We start from the raw sequence: 14,385 nt of genomic DNA on the forward strand, positions 1-14,385 counted from the left end.
AAGATGTAACAGTTCTAAAAGGGTTGCGTCAAAAAAAGGTTTCTTTCCTCTTGCTTCTTTCCTCTTGCTTCTCACAACCCGCAACTCGAAACCCGCAACCCGAAACTCGAAACCCGCAACTCGCAACCCGAAACCCGCAACCCGCAACCCGCAACCCGCAACTTTCCTCCCCTCAAACAACAAAAGGCACTAAAGCTTTCGTTCTTTTTCTATAATCAATATACTTGCTTCCGAAATGGTCAACCAACAATTTCTCCTCTTTTTTAAGTTTGAACCAAAAGGAAACAAAAACAATTACAACGGCAATAATCCCACGATAATCGCCAACAATAATGGCATTACCAATAAAAAGCAACAAAAGACCGGAATAAATAGGATGACGAACAATTTTATAAAGTCCATTTTCTATCAATTCGGGGTTTTCCTTTTTTTGCACAGACAAACTCCAGTTTTTCCCTAAAGTATACCTCGACCAACAAGCGATAACAGCACCGCAAACACAAAACACTAAACCAACTAGACCAACAAAATTAGTATGAGGAACAAAATTTTCTCTAATCAAAGTATGTCCAAACCATTCACCCGGACCTAACAATAAAACAGCAACAACCAAAGGAAACCAATAAAGCAGTACCCTTTTAAACAAAGGTTCTTGATACACTGCCTTTTTAGCAGAAAACCCCGAAACAAACCAATAAAGCAACACCGCCAACCAACAAACTTGCAACCCAATTTTTATGTATTCACTCATAGTTCTGTTTTAAGTAATGATTTTTTTAAACCTCCCAACCTTAATCAATTGAAAAGCAAATATATTAGTTTTTCACAACACTAAAAAACAAACCTCGTTTAGAAATCACTAAACGAGGTTGTTTTTTATAATTATTGAAAAGTTAAATTTCTATTGCAAAATGGGGTTTCCCGGTTTCTTTCCTTGCTTTAGGTATAGTGTTGGGGAATAATAGCTATTTCTGATTTTCCTACTCTAGGATTAACTTAATATTGCCCACTCCTTCAAGGGTTAAAATTTTTGCAATATAAACACCACTGGCAAAATCAGACACATCAAGGGTCACTTCATGACTGTTTGGATAAACAGTGGTAACCTGATTCCCAAGAATATCAAAAAGAGTTATTGTTTTAATAGTCTTATTTTTAGAACTTATCGTCAAAAAATCTTTTGCAGGGTTTGGGTAACTTTTTACTTCATCTATATTGAATGTGTAATCATTGCCGTTACTCAAAGTAGCCACTTGTTCAATATCATCAAACAAGAAGGTAGCATTTGCTGACGCATCATTTGGTGTACCATAACCAAGCATCAAGGTTAGTACATTATAAATTGCATTATCTCCGTTTGAAAGGTCCCAAGTATAGGTGGCCCATTCGCCCGATACAGTAGTAAAGGCGTCTTGTTCTTTTCCAAAAGCAGCTACATTACTTTCTAACTTAAATTTCATTAAAGTGCCTACAGGTGCATCTGTATATACTTTCATAGAGATAGTTCCAAAAGCAGACATATTCTCAATAAAGTCTGTTAATGCCAGCTTACTACGAGCATATCCCGCACCACCACTTCTAATAAAATGACCAACGGTCGCACTTGGGTTGTTTGCATCTATTTGCGGATTTGGAATAACAGAGGCTATTGAACCGAAAAAATTGGTAAAGTCTGAAGTAACAACACTGTTCTCAAAATCAACGGGTAGGCTCGTTGCCACCGGTTCTGGTAGAGCAGGTCCTACAAATTGTTGTACATCATCAAACAAAAAGGTAGAGGTTGTTGAACCATCTCCTACATTACCAAAATCAAAAAGAAATTGTATTCTATCATAAGTATTAGCTTGACCATCAAAATTCCAGCTAGCCGTTTCCCATGCTCCGGACACTGTTGTTAAATAATCTAAACTGGTTGCTCCGCTTATGTTTTCTAATTCCAATTTAATTCTTGTACCAACCGGAGCTGTTGTATAAACCTTCATGGAAATATGCCACATGCTGGATAAATCGATAGGGCTGTCAATAAAAACTTTACTTCCGGCATTATATGCTCCGCCATTTCGTACGATTTGACAAACTGTATTACTCGAATTGACACCATCAATTTGAGGGTTTGAAATAATACTTGCTGTAGATCCGGAAGAATTTATAAAGTCAGTGTTAACGATTCCTGTTTCAAAATCAATTGGTAAAGACGTTGGTATTGGAGCCGTTTCTCCTGCTATCTGTTCAATATCATCAAAGTAAAAAGTAGAATTGGCGGTACCATCACCTACATTTCCAAAATCGAACATAAAAACCAATTCGTTAAGGTTGTTAGGTGTGCCAAAAAAAATCCATTCTAAAGTTTCCCATGCTCCGGAAACAGTTGTAGTAGCATCAACGTTTACGGATGTCCCTGTCCCTTCTAATTTAAACTTAACGGTTGTTCCGATTGGTGCCGTAGTATATACTTTCATCCTGATTTTCGTTAATACAGAAAAATCAAGATTGTCTGTCAATATAATTTTGCTTCCACTCCAAGTTGCTCCACCATCTCTAATTATTTGTGCAACAAAACTGCTCGTATTGCTTCCTGATGGCATTGGATTAGTAGTTACAATTCCCGTTCCTCCGTTAAAATTTACAAAGTCTGCAGTCGTAACATCTCCTTCAAAGTTAATCGGTAAACTTTGCGATAACCCTCTATTAACAGTCAGTGTAATAAGTAATAAATAAAAATACTTCATAAAGATAGTTAGTTTCAATTTCGGGCCGAAGATAACTATTAAATAGTATTAAAAATAATAATCAACCCATATAAAAACTATACATGACTAAAAAACAGAATTTTTTGATAGTCCAATTTTGTTTCTTCAAAGCTCCCATGATTTTGCTCCCTTTAGGGTTGGGGCAAACAAAATCAGCACCCATGATTTTGCTCCCTTTAGGGCAGGGGCAAACAAAATCAGCACCCATGATTTTGCTTATTTAGAGTACTTTCTGGCTTAGAAAATAAAACCAGCCATTATCATAAACCGCTGTTAGCAGCTAGTATTCTCATTTCATTTTTATTGGAATCCAAATTTCTTCTTCTGATGTCGGGTCGTTGTTTTTGTATTTGTCGCCCAAAACTTCAAAATGTGGTCTGTTGTCTAAAATGTAATCCGAGGCTGGCAACCAAGTTCCCAAAATATATTGAAAAATAGAATTGTCCGTGTTCAAACCCTTGTAGTCAAACACCGCATAAAGTCCGCCTTGTAAAACAAACGTTTCCATTTCGGTCGGCACATTGTCAAACGTTGCAACTTCAACGGTTGCCCACTTTTCAAATTCGTTCGTCGGCAGGAAGTCTACAAAATGATTGGGTTTATAAACAACCAATGAAATGAGGTCATTTGTCAAGTTGTTTGCTATTTCTTTTCGTCTGGGTGAAAAAGTCCGCCAAAGTTCGAAAATTTTGTAGTCGGCAAAACTCATTGTTAGTCGTCTGCCCACTAATTTCTTTTCGTTTAATGTTTCAATTCTCGGTGTCATTTTTCTAATTAAATATCTTTTTTGTCTGCTGTGTCATTTATAACGGTGGTTTGTTACACTTGCCGCCAACATTGTAGTTGCTGTCATGCGACCTTATTCTATTATTTCTTTTCCTTCATAATTTAAATATTCTACTCTATCTTCCGTTGAAATTTGAAAATACATTTTATTATTTTCCAGTATGAAATTTTCTCTAATTTCAATTTGTCCAATAAGTCGAGAAGTATTTGGTAGAATAACTATCCTTTCTGAATTGATAACAAATGTGTTACTTTTTATAGTTATTTCCCTTTCAATAGTATTAGAAAAGTGTTTTTGAAATTCTCCTGTTACATAAGGCTTAATAATATTTTTGGCAGTGTTAGTATCACCACTAATGAAACAATCTAAATATTTAATAACTTTAGTTCCAGAGTTGAGAATCCATATATCTATTATTATTTTTGGAGGCAACGGTGGCCATTTTTCAATAATATTTTTAGGTGGAGTTGTTTCAAAATAAAGTTCAAATTCAGTTTGAGAACTTCGATTGATTATATCTTTTATTTCCCAATCATCCATTGGAATTGATTGAAAATTAAAACGTCTATAATATCGCTTATCTTTCATTTGATGAGCGGTGGTACTTTTGGGAATTTCTACCACATAAATTACTTGGTTATCCTTAATATCTCCTGTTTGGACAGGTGTTATTTTGATGTTATGAATTTTTGGAGAAATTGTGCTATTGATTACTTGCTCAAGCCATTCTTTAGAATATTCATTTCCATTGATAGGTTGTATCTTTTCTGGGAGATGATTTTTATCAGCTTCGTCATATTCTTTCACTCCATAGATTATAACTCCACCGTCTGAATTTGCAAAAGCACTAACATCTTTTGAAATTTCGTTTTTTTTCTCGTTGGTGCTTGAAATAGAATCAGCACCTTTATAATCCAAGTGTATGTTTTCTTCTACACCATCAGATATATATTGTTTTATTTTTTCTAAATTCCACATAATTTGTTTTAATGTCGCATAACGTCAGTTCGTCTAAAAATCATCTTTTAAACAGTATTCACTTTCAAAAATAGCCAAATAAATTAAACTCCGAAAATTTATTTTGAGGTATATTTTAAACCGGAAAGTTGTATTTGAAATTGTCTTAATGCATTTTTTATAAAAAAAAACTCCCGACTTTTCAGTCAGGAGTTTCACATACAAATAAATCCCAAGTCAAATTACTACGATGCATTTCGTTCTCTATTTTCTTCGGTCAGCTCTATCTTAACATCTCTTCGCTCATTGGCAACGATAGCCACAGGTTGCGATTGCGTCTCATAGCCTTCCAATTCATAAGAAGCCATATAAACTCCCGGAGGCAAACTCTTAAACTCAAAATAACCCTTATCCGTCGTGATTGTCTCCACGTTCAACGTACCAATTTTAACGGTAACGCCCGAAAGCAATTCCCCTAAACCGCCTTGAACAACCCCACGAAGCGAAAGCTTGCGATAACTCGGAGTAACAAGTTTACGACGATAAATATAATTCATATACAACTCCGGATGACTCGTTTCAAGCATACGCATATGAATATCCATACTCGTCATTTTATCCGCACAAACAGCAAAAGCTTCCGCTAGATTTGTCGTACTAACCCGTCTCTCCGAAATCGAATTTCGTGGCTTCGAAACCCATTCCCAAAACTTGTCTATTGCTCGTTGCAAATCATCTAGTTCACCCGTTGTAACCAAATACGTAGTCAACAAGGGCAACAATACTGTTGTCTCATCATGAACCTGTTGACAATAATCCCGGCACAAGGTGTCACTCATATTCATAATCAGACTCCGTTGGCGGTCAAACCGACGAAACAAATTGATATCTCCAATATCATGTGCATACGCTCGAACCCTCGAAGATAGCGTAACACACACATCTGCGAGTTCACCTTGAAACAGCACTTTCTCCGCACGTACTCCCGTACGATTGTAAATCTGTTGTTCACTCGCCACATTGATAGCAAGCATAGCATCTTTAAATTCCTGAAACTCCGAATCAAAATTCGGCATCAAGGCCAAAACGGTTGGGTCCGACGCTTCTATAAAACGTTCCACCACCAAGTACATAGAGCGATAGCTCTCTTGTAATCTGTTCATAGTAAATAAATTAAATTAATAAATTTGGTGCATCCTCTCGATGCCGGCGAGTCAAAGGTATAGGTAAAAAGTTGACTCAAACAAATCTTAAAATTTTACCAATCAGCTCATTTTAAGGATTATACAAAATATTAATATATTTATTAAATTTCTTCTTACAAAAATTTATATTTACTAATAATCCTACTAAATTTTTCGACGAACGACATCAATTTTTATGACGCTTTTTTTTACAAATACACCTAATCAGCACCAAATCAGACCTTAAAAACAAAATTAACCAACTTCCAAAACACAAAAAACAACCACTTTTTGTCCTACAAAAACAAAAAACTTTAAAAGGACATCAAAAAATAGGGTAGAAGCATACCCTCAAATTTTCCCTAAACATTGTCCCTCCAAACTTCATCCCCCAACCTTGTCATGCTGACGAAGGAAGCATCTCCCCAAACTTCGTCCACCAATCTTTGTCATGCTGACGAAGGAAGCATCTCCCTACATCTTTGTCCCTCCAAACTTTGTCCCCCCACCCTTGTCATGCTGACGCAGGAAGCATCTCTCCCCATCTTTGTCAGTCTGAGCTTGTCCTTTAGATTTTTTTATTGATAATAAAGTATAGTTTTCATTTCTGTAAACAAGATTCTGAATGACCTTTCTAAATTATATAGCAATATATTATTCGAAACAGATTAGTTTTTTTAACTTTGTTTCCTTAAAGCACATTAGGCGACCTTAACGGTGTAGAATTTATGTCTCCCGTCTGCCGAATGTGCTTTTCTATTTTAATAGTATCTTGTAGTAATATATTACTCACTGACTTGTTTCTCTGACAGCAATAATTTTTTTTGTTGATTTTTTTTCGTATTTTTGTTCTAAGAATGCACGTTCGATGTACTTAACGGTGTAGATTTGGATTCATCCCCTCCCGTCTGTTGAACGTGTTATTTTATTTTTATTCCTTCACGATCATAGTGTCGTATATTGCTTTCAAAATTGTATCTTTATATACTATTCGCAACTTATTCTTGAATTTAAAGTATTGATTCCGTGTTGTGAATTGCTTTCAAAATTGTATCTTTAAAGACTATTCGCATCAGAAAGAATAATATTAAGTTAGCAATCATAGTTGTGAATTGCTTTCAAAATTGTATCTTTAAAGACTATTCGCATCTTTCAGCCTTACCGAATAACATCTAACTTTGTTGTGAATTGCTTTCAAAATTGTATCTTTAAAGACTATTCGCATCTTGCGAATTGGAGCTTTGAGTGACAACACTGTTGTGAATTGCTTTCAAAATTGTATCTTTAAAGACTATTCGCATCAAGATATAATTGATAACTATTCAATTATAGTTGTGAATTGCTTTCAAAATTGTATCTTTAAAGACTATTCGCATCAAGACATTTTTATTAAAGATAATAACACAAGTTGTGAATTGCTTTCAAAATTGTATCTTTAAAGACTATTCGCATCTTTAAACCCTTAGATATGAAAATTGTAGTTGTTGTGAATTGCTTTCAAAATTGTATCTTTAAAGACTATTCGCATCTTGTATTTTCCGGGTGAAATAACAAGTTTTGTTGTGAATTGCTTTCAAAATTGTATCTTTAAAGACTATTCGCATCTTTGCCGCCTAATCTAAGATAGTGTTCTAAGTTGTGAATTGCTTTCAAAATTGTATCTTTAAAGACTATTCGCATCACTGCTTTACCATTAACACATAAACTTTTAGTTGTGAATTGCTTTCAAAATTGTATCTTTAAAGACTATTCGCATCTTTTAGGTAAGTGCCAAGAGTTGTTTCCTGTTGTGAATTGCTTTCAAAATTGTATCTTTAAAGACTATTCGCATCTCTTATAAAAAAGAAGTGAAACAAAAACCGTTGTGAATTGCTTTCAAAATTGTATCTTTAAAGACTATTCGCATCTGGATTATCTTTTTTAATGCTCACATCCCGTTGTGAATTGCTTTCAAAATTGTATCTTTAAAGACTATTCGCATCAAGATAACGGTTTTATGGATAGGATGCTCTGTTGTGAATTGCTTTCAAAATTGTATCTTTAAAGACTATTCGCATCAAAATCACTCAGTAAACTCTTAAACCCTTAGTTGTGAATTGCTTTCAAAATTGTATCTTTAAAGACTATTCGCATCATATAGAATTGATAAAACGCATTTTGCCTCGTTGTGAATTGCTTTCAAAATTGTATCTTTAAAGACTATTCGCATCCAAATGTCACACCCTCAATTTTGTTATCTAGTTGTGAATTGCTTTCAAAATTGTATCTTTAAAGACTATTCGCATCAATAAAGGCGGTAACTAAACCGCCTTTGTTGTTGTGAATTGCTTTCAAAATTGTATCTTTAAAGACTATTCGCATCCAATAAACAAATCAATAGTTTCTTTGATATGTTGTGAATTGCTTTCAAAATTGTATCTTTAAAGACTATTCGCATCCTTGTCCTGTTAATATATCGGTTGAAATAAGTTGTGAATTGCTTTCAAAATTGTATCTTTAAAGACTATTCGCATCGGGTTATTTTACACAATTAACTGAACTTACGTTGTGAATTGCTTTCAAAATTGTATCTTTAAAGACTATTCGCATCTTCGAGTTGTTACAAAATTGCATCGTGAAAGTTGTGAATTGCTTTCAAAATTGTATCTTTAAAGACTATTCGCATCGTGATACTACTAGTACCACGCGTCAAATATGTTGTGAATTGCTTTCAAAATTGTATCTTTAAAGACTATTCGCATCACATATTCGTAACTTCTGCTTTAGTTACTTGTTGTGAATTGCTTTCAAAATTGTATCTTTAAAGACTATTCGCATCAAACCTTCAAACTTTTCAATTGCATAACCGTTGTGAATTGCTTTCAAAATTGTATCTTTAAAGACTATTCGCATCCTTCGCCTGTCTTTTCATTAACAGACTCAAGTTGTGAATTGCTTTCAAAATTGTATCTTTAAAGACTATTCGCATCAAAAATGGAAAAACTAAATAAAGAGCAGTTGTTGTGAATTGCTTTCAAAATTGTATCTTTAAAGACTATTCGCATCATAAAAGTTAATGAAAATACTATAAAATAGTTGTGAATTGCTTTCAAAATTGTATCTTTAAAGACTATTCGCATCCAGAACCGATGCAAACCGCTTTTTTTTTCAGTTGTGAATTGCTTTCAAAATTGTATCTTTAAAGACTATTCGCATCTTATGGGTATGTTTTCAAAAATACCCGAAATGTTGTGAATTGCTTTCAAAATTGTATCTTTAAAGACTATTCGCATCCGATATGTTGCCCCATAACCGATTGACGTTGTTGTGAATTGCTTTCAAAATTGTATCTTTAAAGACTATTCGCATCTAACGAAGGACAAGCGAGAAGCTTTGGTGAGTTGTGAATTGCTTTCAAAATTGTATCTTTAAAGACTATTCGCATCTAATAATAAAAGGAAAATCGAAGCCTTTACGTTGTGAATTGCTTTCAAAATTGTATCTTTAAAGACTATTCGCATCCGAAAAACAATTGCAATCAATTGTCGATCAGTTGTGAATTGCTTTCAAAATTGTATCTTTAAAGACTATTCGCATCTGATTTGATGAACTTTTGTGTTGTCAAGTGGTTGTGAATTGCTTTCAAAATTGTATCTTTAAAGACTATTCGCATCCTATCGGCTCATAAATAACTGATAGGATGCGATTTAGTAATAACGGTAGAAATAAAAAAGGAAGTAGTAGTAAGCGAAATTGTGAGGAAAGAAATTCGTTTTTTAAATGCTGTGTGTTTTTAAAACAATTCTAATTGTTGCGAAGGCTTTTCTGTCTCCACAGGTTTCTTGCCATAAAACAACTCCATCATCCCAAATTGTTTGTCCGTAATCTGCATCACACCCACTTTACCGTGTTCCGGTAAATTATTTTTAACCCGTTTCGAGTGTACTTCCGCATTTTCTCGACTCGCACAAAACCGCATATAGATAGAAAATTGAAACATACTAAAGCCATCGTCCAACAATTTCTTTCGAAATCCACTGGCAATCTTTCGCTCTTTTCGCGTTTCGGTGGGCAAATCAAAAAATACGAGTATCCACAAACTTCTGTATTGATTTAATCGGGTATAATGTTCGTCATACATAAACCGGGTATAATATTTTGCGTGAACTCCCCTCAAAACACTCATGTAGGGAATTAGTTGTTCGGCTCATCGCTACCATCAACGGGCTGCTTTTGCCATCCAATTGCACATCAATACTCGCAATGCTCAACAACTGTTTCTTCAACTCAACAGTTAATTCGTCATAATTATCTTCCGTTTCAATAATATGACTCACGATCAAATCAACAAACGGTCGATAGGGTTCCATGATATCATCGGCCAAACAATAGGCATTGTATTTATTGCGGTGAAAAATACCTAACGTAGGCAACATCCCTGAACTCACCAACGCTCGGGCAGTGATACCTCGCAAAATCGCATAACCATAATTCAATAAATTATTGGGTGCTAATCCCTTCTGACTGCGGGTAAAATTTTCATCACCAAAAAGTTTTGACCAATAATAAACGGCTGCTCTCGATTCATGATTTAAGGCATCACCCGACGTTACTTCTTTCGCCCAAAGCTCCATCTTTCGTGCCGGAATCCCTTTTTCTTTGAGCAATCCCGCTTGATTGATTATTTTAGCAGTAATAGTCTGTTGCCATAAATTCTTTTTGAGTGGGAGCGAGGCATTGAGTTGATGTTTAAACCGTTCCGTTTGTTCGCTATGACCACTCAAGGGCATCAATAAACCAACAGGCATGTGTTGCCCGTCACATGTAATAACCGCCACGTTATTAAATACTAGTTTTTCTAACAAACCATTGGTGATGGTAATTTGTTGATTTTCTAATACAATCACACCAATATCTTCAATAGCAACCGTTTTAGTTTCCGGCTTTTTTTCAACGGTTTCGTCACCTTCTCCTTTGGAGAGTCCCGAAACTTCGGAAGGGGTGAGGGTAGGATAAGTAACCACTAATTGCTCATTTTTAGTACTCAAATAAGCAGGGTTGCCGAAGAAAAGAGTGCGTTTAATCATAGAATTAATTTTAAGATTTAAAAATTACTTCATAAAAATCGTTACCATATTTATCAAAAACCTTTTCAAATCTAGCAATTTTGTCCGGCATAGTTGCAACTGCATTTACATTAGCAACGATATATCCCTTTTCATCAAATGCATTTTCTATACTGAAAACCTCATCGTTAATTTTTGCCTCAATTTCAGCTATAGAAATACTATTTGGAAGTCTATGTTTACTCACCACCATCTTCGAACCGTCAATAGCTTCATCCATATCCTCAGGATTTGGAAATGAGCTATGTATAAGTGTATAAACATCATCCGTAGAACTGTTATCTACTAAAGTTTTATAAAAATCCTCTCCCGACAAAACCTCCTCATTTTCCTCAAAATAAAATCGTGTATACGTATTGTGTTTTGATTTTAATGTACAATAATGAGGTGTTTCTAATAGCGTGAAGGGTAGAAGTTCTTCACTTATACCTTGTTCCAATTCTTTCATTACATAAATGGCTATATGAATTTTTTCCCAATCCATGGCCATTTTTTCAATATGCGTAATTTCAGCTTGCAGGGTTAATAAACCCGTATCAAGCAACACGGCAAGCATTTCATTACTTTCCATCGGAATAAAACCAATTTTTTGTTGATTAAAGTGTAAAGCAATAGCATTCTTGTCATACTTGTTTTTTGGCTCCCGCACCATTTCTAACAAACCACTTTGATTGATTTCATCAATTATTTGTGGCCCGTTATAATATTGAAAACCCCTAACAAAACATTGCAATAAATAAACTTTCTGATACTGCTTCACCATTTCAAAGGGGAGGGAAGCAATACCATAAAGTCCAATTAGATTTCTAAGAAAATTACCTCTTGTCATTTAACCAGTGTTAATATTCTCCAAGTTGAACAATTTGACCAAGATGATTAATCCTTACTTTTATTATATTTTTTAATTTATTTGTTGCTTGAAAAAAGTTATATGTAATACCTGAAAGATTTTTATAATTTTTAAATAAATTACCATCAGCATTTCTTGTTTCTAAATGATGATTAAATATATAATATTTTGAAGAAATACTTTGAACCCTAAATAAAAATGGACTGATTAAATTATAATTAATAGGATTTAAAAAGTCAAAACCATCAATGAGTGATGTTTCATTTGGAATTATGAAATATTCATTTTTTTTCAATGAAAATAAAAATTCCCAACCTTTTTCATGATTTTTATTGATAACCGATAAACCTAGGTTTAGACGAACAACAGCATCATAGAAACTAACCATTTCTTCTTGTAAATTACCTTTTTCATCTCGATAAATTGCAATATGATGGTTATTACCTAAACTGACAAAATCAATAGGAATTGGTTTCCCATTCTCGTCCAGAACATCATTTCCAAAAAGGTCTTTTTTTGTGTGCAATGCTTGTGCATTACTCACACCGCTTATCGATACACTTTTTACTGCAATTCCTTTTGATTCGTTTTGCCAAATTGGGTTTTCATCTAAATTGATAAAAGCTTTCTTTGGGTCATTTCCAAATTCGATTAATCGGTTTTGAAGAATTTTTCTTAATCCTACATCTATAACCTTATCAATTTTTAATTCAGGTGTAACATCCTTTCTAATCGTATAATTATCTTCTAGCCAAACCAATTTTACTTTTTCAGGAACAAAAGTTGTTTTTTCTTCATTTAAATAAATTGGATTTTTTGCCAAAGCATTTTTTCCTGTGAAAGCATTTTTCGAATTACCATTGTTTTCATGTAATCTTTTTAACAAAGCTTCTCGATACGCTTTTTTGGCTACTTTATTAATATAATCAACAGTGAAATTTGCACCTATTTTTTCTTCTTTAGTAACATAGTGTTGCATTTTTCCATAAATAGTAGCTTCATGCAATTGACCACGTGGTGTCAATTGAATTTTTTGAAGTGTTCCTCCGCTATTCTTAGTGATATTTTTGTTTTTTGTAGTAACTTTATTTTTTGCTTTATACGAAATCAAAACACGCTCCAAGTGTTTTTTTGCTTCTTCTCTAAAGTTTTCCATTGGTGATTTAAAACGTAATTTATTGTTTTTATCACGTTCTAAATATTTTGTTTCAATGCCAATTATGGCTGAGGCTTTCTTTTCACCTTGTGTTTTAGCATTTAGGTTATTTAAGTATTGAATATATGCAGGTTTTGTAAAAGCAACTGTTAAAGCATCCATAGCATGATGCCTATGGTCATTACGTTTTGTCCAATCTTTTATTTTATACAAACGTTCACCATTTTTGCCTTCTTCAATATGAGTAAGTCCAAGTTTATCATATTTTTCCCAATTGAGTTCTTTCATTACATCAACTAATTCCCAATCATCACGTAATTTATCGGTAACACTTCCTATTGTTGAGGTTACGTTCCTTGATACTTCCAATAAAATTTCTTTGGCTTTTTTGGCTATATATTGCGTTTCTCTCAATTGACGGTCAATAAACCCTTCCGGAATTTCATGGTCGGCCATTAAAAGTTTTTGTTGTTTGGTTCGGCTTATTTTTCCAAATAAACTTTTGATTCTTTTCTCATATTGATCAAACTCTTGAGGTGTTAGTTTCTCTTGTAAAAAAGAATAAGCAGTTTTATTGCTTTTATCAATGTTTAATTGTCTTTCACAAATTGTTTTATTGGAAAAGCTATCATCAAATAAGCGAGATTTCGGGATAATATGTTCAATATCATATTCTTTAGAAAAGAGTTTTGATGGTTCTATAGGTTTACCTGTGTAAAGTGAAATACCATCACATTCTTTCCAAAGTTTATAACGGATAATATCGTTTCGAGTAACTCGAGCAATACCATATTCGGTGTGTAATAATTTTCTAATTTGTTCGTGTTCGGTTGTGCTTTTGTTTATTTGTTTTGTCATTTCGTTTCGCTGTTCATTGTTGTTTTTCAATTCACGAGCTAGTTCAACACGAATTTCATCAGGTTTACCCATCGTAGGGTCGGCAATAATAGCATTAATAACATTAATCATTTGATTGAGTATTTTCTCAACCACTGGATTCCGTAAACTATTTTTCTTTAATAGAGCTAAAGTATCTTTTAAAATTCTATCATTGTTTTGTTCTGTTGTTAAAGAAGAAGAGTGATTATAGCCAACTAGAGTACAGGCTTTGTCATAAATATGTCCATCCATTAAATGGGGCAATATTTTTTTGATAGCTTTTGCACTCAAACTTCCATAATCTGCTTGAAGTGATATGTTCAATAAATAAGGAATGTGATTTTCTTTGAATCCAAATTTTGCCATCAATGCTTTTTTCAAGGGTTCATCTTCATCAGACGAATACAACAAATGCCATAATTGATAATAAGGTTGTTTATCAAAATCATTACCTTGTACAGTTGGATTAAAGTCCAAAATAGAGGTGTTAATTCCTAAATCATCAAATGCACTTTTAATTACTTTCTTAATATCATCAGCATCTAATTTTGAAAGGTCTAATTCATCATATCCTTCTAATACTAATATGTTTTCAAAAGCTTTATAGATAGCATTGTTAGTTCTATTTCCTTCTATTTTTTTAAAGTTTACCGTATGGCTCCCTTTTTTTAACCCACAAAATGCCATCAATTGAACATCAGTCATGCTATCTTTAAA

9 protein-coding genes and 1 CRISPR repeat array are annotated in these 14,385 nt (G+C 33.7%); all 9 genes read right to left on the bottom strand.

Annotated elements, in window-relative coordinates; translation table 11 throughout:
• Positions 1–172: 172 nt before the first annotated feature.
• Complete coding sequence (locus tag C0512_RS10345) at positions 173–751, bottom strand: isoprenylcysteine carboxylmethyltransferase family protein (protein WP_290861250.1); 579 nt, start codon at positions 749–751, stop codon at positions 173–175.
• A 229-nt stretch (positions 752–980) separates the two neighbouring features.
• Complete coding sequence (locus tag C0512_RS10350; protein WP_290861252.1) at positions 981–2,729, bottom strand: T9SS type A sorting domain-containing protein; 1,749 nt, start codon at positions 2,727–2,729, stop codon at positions 981–983.
• 310 nt (positions 2,730–3,039) lie between these two features.
• Positions 3,040–3,516 carry a GyrI-like domain-containing protein gene (locus C0512_RS10355; RefSeq protein WP_290861254.1) on the bottom strand — a complete coding sequence of 159 codons (477 nt, stop codon included), beginning with the start codon at positions 3,514–3,516 and terminating at the stop codon, positions 3,040–3,042.
• A 93-nt stretch (positions 3,517–3,609) separates the two neighbouring features.
• Positions 3,610–4,515: a helix-turn-helix domain-containing protein gene (locus tag C0512_RS10360; RefSeq protein WP_290861256.1), complete on the bottom strand. Its 906-nt coding sequence runs from the start codon at positions 4,513–4,515 to the stop codon at positions 3,610–3,612.
• Positions 4,516–4,739: 224 nt separating this feature from the next.
• The gene (locus tag C0512_RS10365) at positions 4,740–5,339 is read right to left on the bottom strand and encodes a carboxypeptidase regulatory-like domain-containing protein (protein WP_290861258.1); all 600 of its coding nucleotides are present in this window, start codon (positions 5,337–5,339) and stop codon (positions 4,740–4,742) included.
• 1,367 nt (positions 5,340–6,706) lie between these two features.
• A CRISPR array of direct repeats spans positions 6,707–9,331; the repeat unit is 46 nt; unit sequence GTTGTGAATTGCTTTCAAAATTGTATCTTTAAAGACTATTCGCATC.
• A gap of 119 nt (positions 9,332–9,450) precedes the next feature.
• Entirely contained in the window at positions 9,451–9,798 is a 348-nt protein-coding gene (cas2, locus tag C0512_RS10370; RefSeq protein ID WP_290861260.1) for a CRISPR-associated endonuclease Cas2, read from the bottom strand.
• Positions 9,791–10,744, bottom strand: a complete 954-nt coding sequence (gene cas1, locus C0512_RS10375) for a type II CRISPR-associated endonuclease Cas1 (RefSeq protein ID WP_290861263.1) — start codon at positions 10,742–10,744, stop codon at positions 9,791–9,793. The genes cas2 and cas1 overlap by 8 nt, the downstream gene beginning before the upstream one ends.
• Positions 10,745–10,754: 10 nt before the next feature.
• A complete protein-coding gene (locus C0512_RS10380) occupies positions 10,755–11,612 on the bottom strand; it encodes an HIRAN domain-containing protein (RefSeq protein WP_290861265.1) in 858 nt (285 codons plus the stop codon).
• A 10-nt stretch (positions 11,613–11,622) separates the two neighbouring features.
• On the bottom strand, positions 11,623–14,385 hold a 2,763-nt coding region (gene cas9, locus C0512_RS10385), incomplete at its 5' end, for a type II CRISPR RNA-guided endonuclease Cas9 (RefSeq protein ID WP_290861267.1).

It is taken from the genome of Flavobacterium sp. (assembly GCF_013822155.1).
Lineage (GTDB): Bacteria > Bacteroidota > Bacteroidia > Flavobacteriales > Flavobacteriaceae > Flavobacterium.